15 protein-coding genes and 1 other RNA gene are annotated in these 17,136 nt (G+C 37.5%); 6 read left to right on the plus strand and 10 right to left on the minus strand.

The window, feature by feature from the left end; genetic code table 11:
- Window positions 1–69: 69 nt before the first annotated feature.
- Entirely contained in the window at window positions 70–1,581 is a 1,512-nt protein-coding gene (locus QN089_RS11770) for a DEAD/DEAH box helicase family protein (RefSeq protein WP_285215371.1), read from the minus strand.
- A 373-nt stretch (window positions 1,582–1,954) separates the two neighbouring features.
- On the opposite strand from QN089_RS11770, the gene istA reads away from it, so the two are divergent.
- The 6 genes from istA (at window position 1,955) to QN089_RS11800 (ending at window position 6,676) form a co-directional block, all read left to right on the plus strand.
- Entirely contained in the window at window positions 1,955–3,385 is a 1,431-nt protein-coding gene (gene istA / locus QN089_RS11775; RefSeq protein ID WP_285215372.1) for an IS21 family transposase, read from the plus strand.
- Window positions 3,378–4,100 carry an IS21-like element helper ATPase IstB gene (gene istB, locus QN089_RS11780; protein WP_285215373.1) on the plus strand — a complete coding sequence of 241 codons (723 nt, stop codon included), beginning with the start codon at window positions 3,378–3,380 and terminating at the stop codon, window positions 4,098–4,100. The genes istA and istB overlap by 8 nt, the downstream gene beginning before the upstream one ends.
- Before the next feature lie 12 nt (window positions 4,101–4,112).
- On the plus strand, window positions 4,113–4,376 hold the full coding sequence (locus QN089_RS11785; protein WP_285215374.1) for a hypothetical protein: 264 nt from the start codon (window positions 4,113–4,115) through the stop codon (window positions 4,374–4,376).
- A complete protein-coding gene (locus tag QN089_RS11790) occupies window positions 4,369–4,593 on the plus strand; it encodes a MerR family transcriptional regulator (protein WP_285215375.1) in 225 nt (74 codons plus the stop codon). Before QN089_RS11785 ends, QN089_RS11790 begins: the two co-directional genes overlap by 8 nt.
- Window positions 4,594–4,698: 105 nt before the next feature.
- Window positions 4,699–5,865: a site-specific integrase gene (locus QN089_RS11795; RefSeq protein WP_285215376.1), complete on the plus strand. Its 1,167-nt coding sequence runs from the start codon at window positions 4,699–4,701 to the stop codon at window positions 5,863–5,865.
- Window positions 5,866–5,896: 31 nt separating this feature from the next.
- Window positions 5,897–6,676 carry a hypothetical protein gene (locus QN089_RS11800; protein ID WP_285215377.1) on the plus strand — a complete coding sequence of 260 codons (780 nt, stop codon included), beginning with the start codon at window positions 5,897–5,899 and terminating at the stop codon, window positions 6,674–6,676.
- A gap of 136 nt (window positions 6,677–6,812) precedes the next feature.
- On the opposite strand, the gene ssrA is transcribed toward QN089_RS11800, so the two are convergent.
- From ssrA to tpiA, 9 genes are all read right to left on the minus strand, one after another.
- Window positions 6,813–7,173, minus strand: a transfer-messenger RNA (tmRNA) gene (gene ssrA / locus QN089_RS11805).
- A 393-nt stretch (window positions 7,174–7,566) separates the two neighbouring features.
- Window positions 7,567–8,034: an SsrA-binding protein SmpB gene (smpB, locus tag QN089_RS11810; protein ID WP_087679984.1), complete on the minus strand. Its 468-nt coding sequence runs from the start codon at window positions 8,032–8,034 to the stop codon at window positions 7,567–7,569.
- Window positions 8,035–8,094: 60 nt separating this feature from the next.
- On the minus strand, window positions 8,095–10,488 hold the full coding sequence (rnr, locus tag QN089_RS11815) for a ribonuclease R (protein ID WP_285215378.1): 2,394 nt from the start codon (window positions 10,486–10,488) through the stop codon (window positions 8,095–8,097).
- A 36-nt stretch (window positions 10,489–10,524) separates the two neighbouring features.
- Window positions 10,525–11,271, minus strand: a complete 747-nt coding sequence (locus QN089_RS11820; RefSeq protein ID WP_068451257.1) for an alpha/beta hydrolase — start codon at window positions 11,269–11,271, stop codon at window positions 10,525–10,527.
- A gap of 69 nt (window positions 11,272–11,340) precedes the next feature.
- On the minus strand, window positions 11,341–11,568 hold the full coding sequence (gene secG, locus QN089_RS11825; protein WP_068451255.1) for a preprotein translocase subunit SecG: 228 nt from the start codon (window positions 11,566–11,568) through the stop codon (window positions 11,341–11,343).
- A gap of 133 nt (window positions 11,569–11,701) precedes the next feature.
- Window positions 11,702–12,637, minus strand: coding sequence for a glutaminase A (gene glsA / locus QN089_RS11830; RefSeq protein WP_285215379.1), 936 nt, complete (start codon window positions 12,635–12,637; stop codon window positions 11,702–11,704).
- An 854-nt stretch (window positions 12,638–13,491) separates the two neighbouring features.
- Entirely contained in the window at window positions 13,492–14,787 is a 1,296-nt protein-coding gene (gene eno, locus QN089_RS11835; RefSeq protein ID WP_068451249.1) for a phosphopyruvate hydratase, read from the minus strand.
- Between the two features lie 22 nt (window positions 14,788–14,809).
- A complete protein-coding gene (gene gpmI / locus QN089_RS11840; RefSeq protein ID WP_285215380.1) occupies window positions 14,810–16,336 on the minus strand; it encodes a 2,3-bisphosphoglycerate-independent phosphoglycerate mutase in 1,527 nt (508 codons plus the stop codon).
- A complete protein-coding gene (tpiA, locus tag QN089_RS11845) occupies window positions 16,329–17,090 on the minus strand; it encodes a triose-phosphate isomerase (protein WP_087679979.1) in 762 nt (253 codons plus the stop codon). Before tpiA ends, gpmI begins: the two co-directional genes overlap by 8 nt.
- Between the last annotated feature and the right edge of the window lie 46 nt (window positions 17,091–17,136).

Consider the following 17,136-nt stretch of genomic DNA (forward strand, 5'->3'; position numbering starts at 1 on the left):
ATTTTATCATATATAATAGTTTATATTTCCTGATTTTCATAAATTTCTCATTTTAATAAAAAAAGTACGCTAAACAGCGCACTTAATCAGTCTCCATATTCTTTTTTGTTTTCCTTCTATCCTCACTCTTGGATTTACAATTATGTAAGGCAATTTTTCTTCTTTCAAAAAATCATTAATCCGTTTAAAATGTGGTAATTCATTAGAATGTCTCGGATCGATTCGATACGCTTTCATCATTTGTCGTAATTCTAGTTGCTTCACATCTGACAAATCCACTACAGTTGAACCTTCCATTAATTTATTCAACTGTTTTTCAATCTCTACTGCTTTATAAGCAATAATGTCTTTGGTTGGATACATCTCGCTTAAGAATTTTTTATAGAAACGCATTAAATCCGTTGCATAATACATCACTTTTAAAAAATTTAATTTATCTTCTAATAATGCTTTTGTAATTGGATTAAATTCTTTCTCAGAAATGATACCGTGACTTCTAAAGCGTTTTCCAAAAGCTTGATTATGTTTTAAAATCACATCTTCATAGCTTCCGAATTCCTCGTACAAATCATTTATACGATTTAACTCTATTTGCAGATTATCTAACTGCCAAATCTTTGGTCTTTGAATATAAAAAATCAAATCTACTTTGTATGAATCTCCCGCTTTCACTCGGATTCTACTTCTAAATTGCTCAATTGTATTTGGCAATTCAATACAATTGAAAGCAACTATGAAATGATTATGTGCTTGAATGTTCACTCCGACATCCATAAATTTTGTAGTAAAAAGCATATCGCATATTAGCTCTTCTTTTTCAATAATATTTTGAAGAACTATTTCATCATCTTGTGTCATATAAAACGCTTTATTCTTATTAGAATTTGATAACAATGTAGACACTTTATAATTCCTATATTTCGATTTTACCCCTGCAAAATCTTTACTTCTTGATACTAATTCTAACCATTGATATCCCTTGTTCACATATTTAAATCGAAGTTTCTCAAACGTTTCTTTATTATCAACTAAATAAATTTTCCCTATTGGATTATTTTCTTGATTTGGCTCTCTAATTTCTTTTAAATCTCTTGTCATGTATGCTTCAAGTTTTTTCACACTTTGTGGTGTACCACTCATAAAAATAATTACTGCGTCCAACTGATTAATAAATTCCATGAAGAAAAACGAATTAAAATCATAATCTGCGGAATCATAAATCAAATGTGCTTCATCAAATATAATATAATCGAAATCTTGTTCATTTATATACACACCTATTTTTTCAAGAGATGTCGTAATAGATTGATACATACCTATCGTTAAATTTTCATTTTGTTTAAAGACACCTGTTTCCTTTATCTCTTCTTCATTGTACTTACTATACAGCTGGTCTTTCAACGTTACACGATTACATACATATAATACATTTTTATTGTTTCTTTTTGCAAAAGGAACTAACTTCTCCATAATTGCTGTTGTCTTACCTGAGCCACATTCTGCACCAATCAAATAATACTCCTCTTTTCGCAACTCCTTCATAAAATTTTCTGTAAAATCATCACTTATATATCTACTCATTATTTTTATCCTCCTTCTTGTGACAAGTTTCGTGCATATTTCTATAAGAAACGACACGAGATTTGTCACATCAAAACAGTTATATACCTTCTATTTTTTTTGACAACATAAACCTTAAAAAAAAATAAAAATAATTTTTTTATATTTTGGTTGTCAAAAATTTTTTTCAGTATATAACTCTCTTGTAACAAATTTTAAGGAGAGAAAAAATTAAATGAACAATATTTGTTTATTGCAAAATAAAAGTGCAGACTAGTGCAAAGAATTTGTACAGAGTCCTGCACTATTTTTGTGCATAAAAAAAGACTTGCCAGCCACCCCAAGTCCCTCTACTGTTTTAGGTGTCGAAGCCGAAACAGGGAGGTAAGAAAGGATGCTAGCAATGTCTGAAGTTAATTGTATCAAAACATTACGAAATGAAAAAGGATTATCGATTACTGAAATCGCAAAAACCATGCAGGTTAATTGGCGTACCGCCAAGAAATACGGGGATGAGGATCAGCTCCCTCAAGAGAAAACCCATTTGAAAAAAGGCATGATGTACGATGAAAAATGGGGAGAAATCGTAATTGATTGGTTAGAAGAAGATTTAAAGCTCAAGAAAAAGTTGCGCCGTAAAAACAAAAAAATATTTGAGGACCTAGTAAAAGAAGGATTCAAAGGTTCTTACAGAACGGTGTGTAATTTTATACAAGAATGGAAAGTAGCCCAAGAAGATGAGGCAGATAAAGGACATGAACGTTTAGAACATCCAGAAGGAGAAGCGCAGGTAGACTTCGGTATAATGGAGGCTGTTCAAGATGGAGAAATACTGGATGTACATGCATTAGTCATGTCGTTTCCAGCAAGTAATACAGCATTTGCGGTACCAATGCCGAGTGAAAATTTAGAATGCTTTTTAGGTGGACTTCAACTTTTATTTAAACAGGCTGGTGGTGTTCCTTTGAGCATTCGAATTGATAACTTAACACCTGCGGTGAAGAAAGTAAGAAAAGGCGATTCAGAAGCAGAATTAACGGAAGCCTTTCGACATTTCCAGCAATATTACGGGTTTAAAGTGCAAGTATGTAATCCACGCAAAGGGAATGAAAAAGGTCATGTAGAAGGTAAAGTCGGTTATGTTCGTTATAACTTTTTTAGCCTACCGCCGGTCATAAAGGACCTTGAGGATTTAACAGCTCAATTAGAACAACAATTAATCAATGATCGCCAACGAATTCATTATAAAAAAGAAGTGCTGATTGATGAGTTATGGCAGCACGAGCAAAAGCAATTAATCAAATTACCTGAAGAATCTTATCCGGTATTTAAGCAATTCCTCATCAAATTTAATAAATATAACGAGTTCAAGCTTGATGGCCATTTGATTCATGTGCCAAGAGCAAGGAACTACGTCCAACTCTCTTGTGTGACCTATTGGGATTCGTTTAAAGTCATTACAAATGACGGTGAAATTTTATTATCTGACGCACGTCCTTATATGAGAAAACGTCGTTTTATTCCATGGAAGGAAATCTTAAAAGATTGGTTGAAAAAGCCACGTGTTGTAGGGCATTCGCGTTATGCGAATTATTTACCAACGCGCATTAAGGAATATTTAACCGTCCCTTCACTTGCGTTAAGAAAGCAACGGATCAATGAATTACTGACACTTTTACTTACACATGATATGAATGACATCGACCAAAATTTCTATGAATATATTGGCCGTGAGGCTGAGGAAGTAGAACACCCTTACGGTGTAAATTGGACAGAATATGACGCCTTATCGCCAAAAGGAACGGAGGCGTTGAATCATGAATGAAGCGATTTTAACACTCTGTAAGCAATTGAGATTGGCACATGTGGCAGAAGCGATTAAAGAAGTACCTTTTACGGAGCCGGAAGAATATATTTATCAAATTTTATTAAAAGAACAGTTAGGCAGAGAGCAAGCCAAAATAGCACGTAATTTGAAACAGGCACGTTTTATTGATACGAAGACGCTTGAAAGCTATCAGTGGCATAAAGACATTTGTCTACCGAACCATTTAACAAAGGAAGAATTAGAGCAGCTAGATTTCATTCGGAGAAAAGAGAATGTCATTTTAGTTGGCGCACCTGGCACAGGTAAAACACATTTAGCTTCAGCACTTGGTAGAAAGGCTTGCGAGCATGGATTTGAAGTCCGTTTTTATCGCGTTTCACATTTAGTTGAGGAATTAGAGCAAGCCCTGCATGCGGGGAAAATGAAGCAGTTTAGAAGTAAATTAGAAAAAGTTGATTTAATGATTTTAGATGAAATGGGTTATTTGCCTTTTGGCAAAGAAGGAGCAGAATTACTGTTTCAAATTATTTCAGAGTTCTATGAACAAAAGAGCTTGATTATCACATCAAATTTAGAATTTAGTCAGTGGAACCGCATTTTCTCGGATTCGCGTTTAACGGCAGCTCTGGTGGATCGTTTGATTCACCATGCCCATATTATTTCGTACACGGGCCAGAGCTTCCGTTTAACAAACGCATTGTCGAGAAAATAGGGGGAATATTGGGTGGCAACACTCTGTATTTTTCGTTGCAATTCTCTGCACTTTTCTCTTGCAAAACACAATATTAAACGAAATCAAACCAAAGAACAAAAATACTTAGATGAACTACATATCGATCAAGGTACATATAATTACCTAAGCACTTCAAAAGGTCGTACAGGAAATCGAGGTACAACAAAATTTAAATGGCATGATACAGATAATATTGACTATCCTGTTATTACTTATAATATTTCTGAATTAGAAGAGAATTCAGCACATGAATAAAGAGTTTCTTGAAGAAATTAAGAAAATAATTCTTACATCACAAGCTAATTATTCAAAAGAATGGCTTTCACTTAAAGAAGCAGCTACTTATGCGGGTGTATCTTACAATACATTCATTAAATTTCGTGAAATGGGTTTACGTGTAGCAGAAGTTGAAGGCGTGAAACGAGTTTCTCGAAAAGAAATTGATACATTTTTTAAAAATCATAGCTATTAAATAAAAGAGGAATTGTCTTTAGTATCTACTGGGTTATAATGGATATGAGAGGTGATTCCTCTTCTTTTTATTGCTCTTACAACGCAAAATAGAAGGAGAATTATCATGTCAAAAAATACAACAACCATTGAAAAATACGAATTAAAGAACGGTGAAAAGCGTTATCGCTTCCAAATTTACGTTGGGATTGATCCACTGACAGGTAAAGAAAAACGTACAAGACGTTCAAACTTCAAAACACAAAGAGAAGCAAAAATTGAATTAGCACGTATCAAATTACAAATTGATAACGGTACATTTTTTAAACAAGTAGCAGAAACGTATTTAGATGTTTATAATCTGTGGGTTAAGCAATATGAAAAAACGGTTGAAGAAAGTACATTTGTTAAGACAACAGGTATTTTTAGAAATCATATTTTACCTGCTATGAGTGATTATAAAGTTGAAAAAATTACAATTGATGTTTGCCAAAAACACGTTGATGAGTGGTCGGATAAACTTAAAAAATTCCGTACTGTTAAATCATACGCTTCAAAAGTATTGGACTTTGCCATTAAACGTGGCTACATTCAAACGAATCCATTTAACCATGTTGAAACATCTGCTTCTTTGAAAAGAAAACAAGAGAGTAAAGAAGAAAAGAAAGAAAATTTCTATAATCGTGAAGAGTTAATCGAATTTCTGTCATGTTTTGAAAAAGAAAACAATGTAAAAGCCTATACTCTATTCCGATTACTAGCATTTAGTGGTATGCGAAAAGGTGAAGCACTCGCATTAAGATGGAAAGATATTAGCTTTAGAGACAATGAAATTCAAATTAATAAAGCTATTTCTCGTGGAAAAGATAATCAACTATATGAAAAATCTACAAAAACAGGTGTAGCTCGTACAATCAAAATGGATCAACACACAATGGCTATTTTAAAAGAGTGGCAAAAGAAACAAAAAGAAGACTATTTTAAATTAGGGTTCAATACAAAATCGCCTAATCAGTTAGTCTTCAGTAACGAATATAATGAATTTTTACAGCCAACAAAAACACGTAAATGGATACTTCATGTTCAAAAGAAATATCATCTAAAAGAAGTTTCTACACATGGTTTACGTCACACACACTGCTCTCTACTATTTGAAGCAGGTGCAAAAATCAAAGAAGTACAAGATCGACTAGGACATAGTGACATTCAAACAACAATGAACATCTATGCTCATGTCACTGCAAAAGCAAAAGAAAGTGCTATTCAGAAGTTTGAAGAGTATTTGAGTATTTAAGCATCAAAAATATTATAATAAGGAGATTATTATGGAAGTTATTTTAAAATTACCTAACAATCAACCGTTTCCTATAAAATGCAGCCAAAATAAGAACAGTAATGCTTCAATTATAAATGTATTGGAGAAATCTAATTCTAATTTTATGCTTAAAACTAAACGTCAGCTTATCATTAAAACAACTTTTTGGAATGAAGTTCCTAATATTATTAGATATCGATTTCAATATAAGAACAATAATTTCATTTGTCTTCATGAATCCAACAATTTGTCTCTTACAACTTTCAATTGTTGCGATAGATCCTTCGAAATAAATAAATTCAGAAAAATTGTAATTATTTTAGAATCACCACACGTTGATGAATATACATTTAGTATGATACCTATTGCTCCTGCACAGGGGGTAACAGGTAGGAAAATAAATTCAAATATTGAAAATTTACTTAAAAAAATTAAAAATCAGTTAGATTTTATCGACAATGAAATCATTGAAGTTGCATTAGTAAATCCGATTCCACTTCAAACTTCATTAGGCACAATTCATAAAAAAAGTCTTAAAGGAAAATACTGTACTTTACGAAATAATGTTTGGAAATGTATATGGAAAAATACAGATTACAAAGAAAAATTCATTAATTTGATAAATACATTACATTCAAGAGATATTATAATCAATGCTTGCACTTCTACATTAAAAAATAAAGTATCCACAGCTTTATTGGAAGCCGAAGATTTTAAAGGTACTATTTTTAATACCAACCATCCAAGTGCTCGGAGAAATTGGTTAAAGAGATTTGATCATATTAGATAGTAAACTAACTCACCGTAGCAGCTACGTCTTTAGCTACGGTTTGTTGAAACTATATGAAATTCAATGAAATATAAAAAGTGCCAAAATCCTTATCTATCAAAGATTTTGACACTCATTGAAACCGTATGATTTCGTCTTATGGAGACGGCGGGAGTCGAACCCGCGTCCAGAAACTCCAGTACTTAAGCTTCTACGCGTGTAGTTTGTCTACTTGCAAGTTCACGTGACAGTATGCCGACAAACAGGCGTCGTGTACGCTAACCTTGAAATCTCTTCTGTTAGACTAAGGTGGCACCTAACAGCGTATCCCACTATAAGTGAGCCTAAACTACGCTACATGGGCGATAGGGTAGATAGGCAGTTTCAGCAGACTAGGCTGCGAAAGCTAAGTTGTTGTTTGTTTTGCCAGTTATTATATAACTTCCGTTGGTGACGAAGCCGAGACCTCCGACGCGCAACCTAAGCCGAGATATCCCTGTCGAATCCGTAACGTCCCCCTGATATAAATTCCAATCTACTGCGCAATACTTTGTCAGCTGCCCTCACTTGCTTCAGTCATGTACAAACGTACACTCCTTCGCGCGTTCTGTGGCTTTCTCGTCTTGCTTGCATCTTGAAATTTCTATATGTTTTCTCCATAGTGTCGGTACACCAAGAATTTTTCATATGTCCGTTCCTACAGCTAGTATTGGGTGATTGTGAATTTTCCATCCAATAGGCAACATCGTCAGTAGAAAGCGTGTGCCTTCTCAGAGTGCAGATTGGATGATCAAGGTTCATTCGGGATACAGTTGCGAAGTGGCAACTGTAGAATCAGAACGAATCTGATACTGGCTTGATTACTTGAATATTATATGACAAAAATGGTCATACTTCAAGGGAAATGCCTGTTAGTATTGATTTTTCGCTTTAATTGCTCGATCCATGTTTCGTTTTGCTTCTTTTGCTTTTAGGTCGTGGCGTTTATCGTATGTCTTTTTCCCTTTACCTGTACCGATTAATAGTTTAGCAAAACCGTCTTTTAAATACATTTTCAATGGGACAATTGTATAACCATCACGTTTGACGTCTAAGTTTAGTTGGTCAATCTGTTTGCGGTGTAATAAGAGTTTACGTGTGCGTAATGGGTCATGGTTGAAGATATTCCCTTGTTCGAACGGGCTAATGTGCATGTTTGAAATGAATGCTTCACCGTTACGAATGATGACGTAGGAATCTTTCAACTGTACTTTCCCTTTACGGATTGACTTAATCTCAGTACCCGTTAGGACAATGCCTGCTTCAATCGTTTCTTCAATCGCATAATCGTGATTTGCTTTTTTGTTTTGTGCAACGACTTTTCCTGCACCCTTTGCCATGTGTACCACCTCAAATGTGAGCTGCTCCTGACAAATGACTTGTCAGGAGGGTTGTGCTCGTTATTTTTTCTTTTTGCGTCCTTTTTTCTTCTGTTGCTTGGCAATGCTCTCATAGAACTTTTTGCCTTTATGCGCTTTTTTCGGTTCGCCTTCCGTACTGCGTTTACGGTCTTGTTTACGTGTTTTACCGTTCACTTTTGGACCGCTCGGTGTACGGCGCGATTTCGAATTGCCGCTACCGCTACTTTTTTGTCCTTCAGACTTCTTCTTCGCACCTCGTCCACCTGCTGTAATGACGCGTGTTGGTCTGCCTGATTTCGCACGTGGCGCTGGCATACCGACAACGATAAAGTCGACAGATGATTCTTCTAAGTTCACATCATGTACTTTAACTTTCACTTTGTCACCAATGCGGAAGATGCGTCCTGTACGTTCGCCAATCATCGACATTGTACGTTCATCAAAGTTGTAGTAGTCATCTGTTAGATTACTATTATGCACAAGTCCTTCAATCGTATTTTCAAGTTCGATAAACATACCGAAGTTCGTTACCGAGCTCACGATACCTTCAAACTCTTCACCGATTTTATCTGACATGTACTGTGCTTTTTTAATCGATTCTGTATCACGTTCCGCATCGACTGCACGGCGTTCACGTTCTGACGTATGGTTTGCGATTTCTTCCATATGCGCTCCCCAATACGCAATTGTTTTGCCTGATGTGTCTTTATTGATGACATATGTGCGTAATAAACGATGCACAATTAAGTCAGGGTAACGACGAATTGGTGATGTGAAGTGCGTGTAGAACTCTGTTGATAAACCAAAGTGTCCAAGTGATTCTGGGCTATACTTCGCTTGTTGCATCGAGCGTAACATCATTGTAGAGATTACTGGGTATTCAGGTTGTCCTTCTACCGACTCTAAAATCTGTTGTAAAGCTTTTGGATCCACTGTATCGCCCTTACCTTTTACAAGGATACCGAAGTTTGTAATAAACTCGAAGAAGCGTTGTAACTTCTCAGGTTTTGGATCTTCGTGAATACGGTAGATGAATGGTAGCTTCATGTTGAATACATGTTCTGCCACTGTTTCATTCGCTGCTAACATGAAGTCTTCAATTAACTTTTCTGCTACTGTTCGTTCACGAATAACTACGTCAACTGGCCATCCTTTTTCATCTACAACAACTGCAGATTCTTTGAAGTCAAAGTCTACTGCACCACGTTTTTCACGACGATTTCGTAAAATGGCCGATAATTCTTTCATATGTTCGAACATCGGTACTAATGGTTCGTAGCGTTTAATAAGCGCTTCGTCTTTTTCTTCTAAAATTTTATACACATCTGTGTATGTCATACGTTCTGTTGTGTTAATGACACTCTCAAAAATTTCGTGATCAACGACAATCCCTTGTGCATTAATCGTCATTTCACATGACAATGTCAAACGGTCTACTTGTGGATTCAATGAACAAATACCGTTTGATAAACGGTGTGGAATCATCGGAATCACGCGGTCTGTTAAATAGACACTTGTCGCGCGGTCATACGCTTCACGGTCAAGTGGTGAACCATCTGTTACATAGTGACTAACGTCTGCGATGTGTACACCTAGTTTATACGTGCCATCATCATTTTTCGTTACCGTTACAGCGTCATCTAAGTCTTTCGCTGTTTCACCGTCAATTGTCACAATCAGTTGGTCACGTAAATCACGACGACCTTCTAAGTCTTGTGGTTGAACTGTATCTGGAATTGCTTTTGCGGCATCTAATACTTCTTGCGGGAAATCCACATCGATATTGTGCTTGTGAATAATGGATAAAATATCGACACCTGGGTCATTTTTATGCCCTAAAATCGCTGTTACAATCCCCGCTGCTGAATGACGACCATCTGGCCATTCTGTAATTTCGACGACTACTTTATGTCCGTCTACTGCACCAAGTGTGTGATTTTTCGCAATGAAAATATCTGTGCCAAACTTTTTATCATCTGGTACAACAAAGCCGAAACCACGATTCGCTTGGAATTCCCCAACGATTGTTGAGTTTCCGCGTTCGATAATTTCTACGACTTCACCTTCACGTCGCTCACCGGATTTTAATTTCGAGATGTTCACTAATACCGTATCTGTATTTAGCGCGCCATTTGTGGCAGTTGGTGGAATGAAAATATCGTCCATACCTTCTTCTTCTGGTGCTACAAATCCGAATCCTTTCGCGTGTCCGATGAAGCGTCCACGTACTTGATTCATTTGAATTGGTAAACCATAGCGATCTTGTCCTGAGCGAACGATACGTCCTTGTTCCTCTAGTTTTACAAATGCTTTGACCAATTCTTTAAAGTCCTCGGCATCTGTTAGTCCCAGCTGATCTTCGATTTCTGAAACCGTTGAAGGCTTATAGTTCTCTTGTTTCATCAGCGTGAGTATTTGTTGTTCAAAATTCATAAATCTTCCCTCCTTGTACAGCATGTTTGTATTTGATTACTTGGACCAATCTAATGTATTCAAGAAGTCCAAAATATCTTGCTGTAACTCTTTTCTTTCCTGATCTAATGTAATGACATGACCTGAATTCTCATACCATTTAATCGTTTTGTCATTGGATTCGACTGTGTCATAAATATATTGTGCAGAGTGAATATCGATGACCTCATCTTTACTTGCCTGCGCCACAAAGATCGGAGCATAAATCTCGTCTACTTGTTCACGTACTTGAATAATCAATTGACGTAATTCTTGTAGTGACGGCATTCCCTGCTCTTTTAAATGCTGCTGTAATGCTTTTTGCTCGTCTTCTGTATAAGCATGTGCTCGCCCAAAATCATAGGCATATTTTAACACACCTTCAAACATTTTTTCAGTTGTACGCATCGACATTGGAGCACACATCGTGACGATTCCCTTTAAGGGCGCTGTGTAACCTAATTTTAGCGAAAATACGCCACCAAGTGACAGTCCAGCGACAGCAATTTCTTCATATCCCTGCTCTTGTAGTGATTGATAAGCATGTTGTACGTCCGCCCACCAATCTGCAGGTCCTGTATGAATTAATTCTTCTGGGGATGTCCCATGTCCTTTATAATGCGGAGCCATCGTTGTATAACCGTTCTTTTGTAAAAAACGTCCTAACATATGCACATCGGCTGAATTCCCTGTAAACCCATGTAATAATAAGACCGCTCGTGGGCCTCCTTCAAAGAAAAATGGCTTCGGTAATGAAATTTTCATAGCACAAACCTCCAATATATAACAGAAAACGCCTAACCTCATGGTGGTTAGACGGTTATCATCTGTTCATTAAAATTTTGCGATAGCGATTGCTAAAACAAAGAAAATAACTGAAAGTACAATGGTGATACGGTGTAACACTAGGTCCATACCACGCGCTTTTTGTTTACCAAAAAGTTGTTCAGCACCACCTGAGATGGCTCCTGAAAGACCTGCACTTTTACTAGATTGTAATAAAACCACGATAATTAATGCGACTGATACAATTAATAATGCAACTAGAATTGCTGTATGCATACATTCCACCTCCTGAATCAAAAAACACGACAACATTGTTCAATTGACAATGTCCTGCTATTTCACACGAATACAATGATACTTCCATTTTAACATGAACTTCGCTTTGTACATAGCGATAAATGTAAATTATTTAGAATATACTTAAATCATATTCAATCGAAATGCGTTTTAAAAATTCAATTCCCGCTACACTATTTCCGATTGGATCGATAGCTGGCCCAAATGTCGCAATTCCAATTTTCCCTTGTAGCCCTTGTAAGTCTTCATGTTCTGCCACACTTAAAATACCGCCTGACACACCACTTTTAGATGGCAAGCCAACGAATGTTGCGAACTTCCCTGAAGCGTTATACATACCGCATGTCAGCATCAATGCTTTTGCTACTTTTGAAATCTCTTTTGAGAAGAAGCGTTCATTCGTAATCGGGTCGACACCATCATTCGATAAAATCAAACCAATACGCGCCAAGCTCTCCACTGTCACTTCAATTGCACAGTGTCGGAAGTAAACATCTAGCACGCTCTCCACATCGCCTTGTAAAATATGATTCGATTTTAAATAATACGCAATCGAGCGGTTTCGATCCGCTGTTTTAATTTCTGATTCATACACTTCTTGATTAATTTTTACAGGTTCGCCAATCATTTTCCCCATAAAGTCGCATAGATGTTGGAACTTCTCTTCACGATTTTGTCCAGGTAATAGAGACGTTACAGTAATCGCCCCTGCATTAATCATCGGGTTGAATGGTTTACCAAACTCCGTATTTTCTAAACGAATAATCGAATTGAATGAATCACCCGTTGGTTCAACGTCTACATACTGTAAAACATAATCGAGCGTCATTTCTTCACACGCATAAATAAACGAGATTACTTTTGAAATACTTTGAAGGGTAAAAGGTGTCGTTGTGTCGCCAGCTAAAAACTGATTTCCTTTTTCATCAATCAAGCACACAGCGAATTGGGAAGGGTCCTGCTCATCAAGTGCAGGGATATAAGAAGCTGTTTCGCCTAACACAGCTAGATTTTGACTTTCTTGTACATAATATTCTAATGATGCCATTCAGGTCATCTCCTTTCATTCTACTTATTCATACCACTTTTTGCTCTGTGAAGCTAGCTTTTATTGATTTTAAGACTTAAATTTGTTTGTTTTAGGTGAAAATTTATTGGAAGGAGGGGGTAGAGGTTTGTATGAAAGGGACTGATTTAGTCGCGAAAGGGAATTTACCACTTTGAAAGGGACTATTCCACTCACGAAAGGGAATCCTGCACTTTGAAAGGGACTATTCTACTCGCGAAAGGGAATCTACCATTTTGAAAGGGACTATTCCATTCGCGAAAGGGAATCCATCATTTTGAAAGGGACTATTCCACTCGCGAAAGGGAATCCATCACTTTGAATGGGACTATTCCACCCGCGAAAGGGAATCTACCACTCTGAAAGGGACTATTTTACTCGCGAAAGGGAATTTACCACTTTGAAAGGGACTATTCTACTCGCGAAAGGGAATCCTGCACTTTGAAAGGGACTATTCCACTCACGAAAGGGAATCCATCACTTTGAAAGGGACTTATTCCACTCACGAAAGGGAATCCATCACTCTGAAAGGGACTATTCCATTCACGAAAGGGAATCCATCACTCTGAAAGGGACTATTCCACCCACGAAAGGGAATCCATCACTCTGAAAGGGACTATTCCACCCACTAAAGGGAATCCATCACTCTGAAAGGGACTATTCCATTCACGAAAGGGAATCCATCACTCTGAAAGGGACTATTCCACCCACGAAAGGGAATCCATCACTCTGAAAGGGACTATTCCACCCACTAAAGGGAATCCATCACCCCACCCCCACCTTCTATCCAACTAAAAAAGGAGCGCGCAAATGCGCACTCCTCTTTTTAGTTTGAATTATTTATCTAAGTTGTAGAATGATTTTAGGCCTTGGTAAACAGCTGTTTTACCTAGTTCGTCTTCGATGCGTAGTAATTGGTTGTACTTCGCTACGCGGTCTGTACGAGATGGTGCACCTGTTTTGATTTGACCAGCATTTGTTGCAACTGCGATGTCAGCAATTGTTGTATCTTCTGATTCACCAGAACGGTGAGAGATGATTGCTGTGTAACCAGCGCGTTTTGCCATTTCGATCGCATCTAATGTTTCAGTTAATGTACCGATTTGGTTTACTTTGATTAGGATTGAGTTACCAACGCCTTCTTCGATACCACGTGCTAATTTTTTCGTATTTGTTACGAATAAATCGTCACCTACTAATTGCACGCGGTCGCCGATACGTTCTGTTAATAACTTGTGACCAGCCCAGTCGTTTTCGTCAAGACCATCTTCGATTGAGATGATTGGATATTTATTTGTTAATTCTTCGTACCAATCAACCATTTCTTCAGAAGTCTTCACAACGCCTTCACCGTCTAAGTGGTACTTACCATCTTCATCTGAATATAACTCAGAAGATGCTACGTCCATCGCCAATTGGATTTCTTCGCCTGGTTTGTAACCTGCGCGCTCAATTGCCGTAATGATTGTAGATAATGCTTCTTCGTTTGATGTTAAGTTTGGTGCGAAACCACCTTCGTCACCTACAGCTGTGTTATGACCAGATTCTTTTAATACAGCTTTTAATGAGTGGAAGATTTCAGTACCCATTTGTAATGCTTGTTTGAATGTTTTAGCACCAACTGGCATTACCATGAATTCTTGAATATCTACGTTATTATCTGCGTGTTCGCCACCGTTTAAGATGTTCATCATTGGTACTGGTAATTGTTTACCGTTTACGCCACCAATGTATTTGTAAAGTGGTAGACCATGTACTTCAGAAGCTGCACGTGCTACTGCTAAAGAAACACCTAGAATTGCGTTTGCGCCTAAGTTTCCTTTGTTTTCTGTACCGTCTAATTCAATCATTTTGTTATCAATTTCTACTTGTTCAGTTACTGCGTAGTTACCGATTAATGCTGGTGCGATAACATCGTTTACGTTTTGAACTGCTTTTGTTACACCTTTACCAAGGTAGCGACCTTTGTCACCATCACGTAATTCAACTGCTTCGTATTCACCTGTTGAAGCACCTGATGGTACGATTGCGCGACCGAATGCGCCTGATTCTGTTAATACTTCTACTTCTACTGTTGGGTTACCACGTGAGTCTAATACTTCGCGAGCGTATACATCTGTAATAATTGGCATGTTTAATAATCTCCCTACTGTTTTAAAATAATGGTGTTCCTGTCATTTCTTCTGGTTGTTTCACATCTAGTAATTTCAACATCGTTGGTGCTAAGTCACTCAACTTACCTGTTTCATTCAATGTGATTCCCTCTTTTGTGACAATCACTGGAACTGGGTTGGTTGTGTGTGCGGTCATTGGATTCCCTTCAAGTGTTACCACTTCATCTGAGTTTCCGTGGTCAGCTGTAATAATGGCAGCGCCACCTTTTGCAAGAATCGCATCAACGATTTCACCTAAACATTCATCCACTGCTTCAATCGCTTTAATTGTCGGTTCAAGCATTCCACTATGACCTACCATATCTGGATTCGCAAAGTTTAAAATGATGGCATCTGTATGATCGTTATTAATCTCAGCAAGCAATGCATCTTTCACTTCATAAGCACTCATCTCAGGTTGTAAGTCATATGTTGCAACTTTTGGTGAGTTAATTAAAATACGGTTTTCACGGTCGAATTTTTCCTCACGTCCACCGCTCATAAAGAACGTAACATGTGGATATTTTTCCGTTTCTGCAATACGTAATTGACGTAAGCCCGCATCTGCAATTACTTCACCAATTGTATTTTTTAAGTTCTCATCGTCAAATGCGATGTGACCGATAACAGTTTCACTATACTTCTTAAAACATACAAATTCAATATTTTTTGGATGTTTCTTACTTAATTCAAATCCTTCGAAGTGCGGATTTGTAAATGCAGTCGATAACTGAATCGCACGGTCAGGACGGAAATTGAAGAAGATGACTGCATCGTTAGAGTCAAGTGTCGCAACAGGTTGACCATCTTTTTCAACAACGAATGGTACAACGAATTCATCGTTTGTGCCTTGAGCATAAGATGCTTCAATGCCTTCTTTTGCTGATGTTGCAACAAGTCCTTCACCGTCTACAATCGCATCATAAGCTTTTTTCTCACGATCCCAACGCTTGTCGCGATCCATCGCATAGTAACGACCGCTAATTGTTGCAAATTCACCCACGCCAATTTCATCCATTTGACGCTCTGTTTCTTCCACATATGTTAGCGCTGTTTTTGGACCTACATCACGACCATCTAAGAAACCATGTACATAGACATCGTTCACACCTTGCTCTTTTGCTAATTTTAAAAGGGCGAATAGATGCTCATAGTGACTGTGTACGCCACCATCTGATAATAAGCCCATTAAGTGTAGCTTCGAGTTGTTCTCTTTTACGTGTTGAATTGCTTTTAATAAGGCAACATTCGTAAAGAAATCACCATCTTTAATCGCTTTTCCAATACGTGTTAAACTTTGATACACGACGCGTCCTGCACCAATATTTAAGTGTCCAACTTCCGAGTTCCCCATTTGACCGTCTGGTAAGCCAACAGCTTCACCCGAAGCAAGAATCTGTGTGTGTGGATATTTTTCATAGTAACGGTCAAAGTTCGGTTTATGTGCTTGTTTTACTGCGTTACCGAATTCTTCATCACGTAATCCAAAACCATCTAAGATAATGAGTGCTACTGGTCCTTTAGCCATTTGCGCCCGCCTCCAATAATTGTAGGTATGATGCTGGCTCTAAACTTGCGCCACCAACAAGAGCTCCGTCAATATGCTCCATTGATAATAATTCGGCAATGTTACCTGGTTTTACACTACCACCGTACTGAATGCGTACTTGGTCTGCCACATCTGCACCGAATACTTCTGAAATAGCTGAGCGAATTTCGCCACATGTTTCGTTTGCTTCTTCTGCTGTAGCTGTTTTACCTGTACCGATTGCCCAAATTGGTTCGTATGCAATCACAGATTGAATTACTTGCTCTTTTGATAGACCTTTTAAAGCTTCTGTTACTTGTGTTGAAACTTTTGAAACCGTTTGACCTGCTTCACGTTCTTCTAATGTTTCACCACAGCAAATGATTGGTGTTAAGCCATTTTCAAATGCAGCATGTGCTTTTTTATTAACCGCTTCATCAGTCTCATTGAAGTATTCACGACGTTCTGAATGTCCAAGTACAACATACTGAACATCTACATCTGCTAATTGTGATGGACTTACTTCACCTGTAAATGCTCCTTCTAATTCGAAGTGCATATTTTGAGCACCAATTTTCAAATCTGTGCCTTTTGTTGCTTCAACAAGTGTTGGTAAAAATAAGAATGGTGCACAAATGACCGCATCTACTTTTGAAGCAGCTGGAACTTGACCTTTTACTTCATCAACGAATTGTACAGCCTCAGATAACTTTTTAAACATCTTCCAGTTACCTGCAATAATCGGTTTACGCATAGACAAAATCCTCCTAAGATAGTGATGTTGTTGAAAAGACAGACAA

The organism is Kurthia sp. YJT4 (assembly GCF_030219945.1).
GTDB classification, from domain to species: domain Bacteria; phylum Bacillota; class Bacilli; order Bacillales_A; family Planococcaceae; genus Kurthia; species Kurthia gibsonii.

Excerpts from the sequence above, each read along its gene's own strand:
- QN089_RS11790 (WP_285215375.1), top strand. The coding sequence starts at position 4,369 with ATGAATAAAGAGTTTCTTGAAGAAATTAAGAAAATAATTCTTACATCA.
- rnr (WP_285215378.1), bottom strand. The coding sequence starts at position 10,488 with ATGAATTTTGAACAACAAATACTCACGCTGATGAAACAAGAGAACTAT.
- smpB (WP_087679984.1), bottom strand. The coding sequence starts at position 8,034 with ATGGCAAAGGGTGCAGGAAAAGTCGTTGCACAAAACAAAAAAGCAAAT.
- secG (WP_068451255.1), bottom strand. The coding sequence starts at position 11,568 with ATGCATACAGCAATTCTAGTTGCATTATTAATTGTATCAGTCGCATTA.
- QN089_RS11800 (WP_285215377.1), top strand. The coding sequence starts at position 5,897 with ATGGAAGTTATTTTAAAATTACCTAACAATCAACCGTTTCCTATAAAA.
- QN089_RS11770 (WP_285215371.1), bottom strand. The coding sequence starts at position 1,581 with ATGAGTAGATATATAAGTGATGATTTTACAGAAAATTTTATGAAGGAG.
- tpiA (WP_087679979.1), bottom strand. The coding sequence starts at position 17,090 with ATGCGTAAACCGATTATTGCAGGTAACTGGAAGATGTTTAAAAAGTTA.
- gpmI (WP_285215380.1), bottom strand. The coding sequence starts at position 16,336 with ATGGCTAAAGGACCAGTAGCACTCATTATCTTAGATGGTTTTGGATTA.
- istA (WP_285215372.1), top strand. The coding sequence starts at position 1,955 with ATGCTAGCAATGTCTGAAGTTAATTGTATCAAAACATTACGAAATGAA.
- QN089_RS11795 (WP_285215376.1), top strand. The coding sequence starts at position 4,699 with ATGTCAAAAAATACAACAACCATTGAAAAATACGAATTAAAGAACGGT.
- glsA (WP_285215379.1), bottom strand. The coding sequence starts at position 12,637 with ATGGCATCATTAGAATATTATGTACAAGAAAGTCAAAATCTAGCTGTG.
- eno (WP_068451249.1), bottom strand. The coding sequence starts at position 14,787 with ATGCCAATTATTACAGATGTATACGCTCGCGAAGTATTAGACTCACGT.
- istB (WP_285215373.1), top strand. The coding sequence starts at position 3,378 with ATGAATGAAGCGATTTTAACACTCTGTAAGCAATTGAGATTGGCACAT.
- QN089_RS11820 (WP_068451257.1), bottom strand. The coding sequence starts at position 11,271 with ATGAAAATTTCATTACCGAAGCCATTTTTCTTTGAAGGAGGCCCACGA.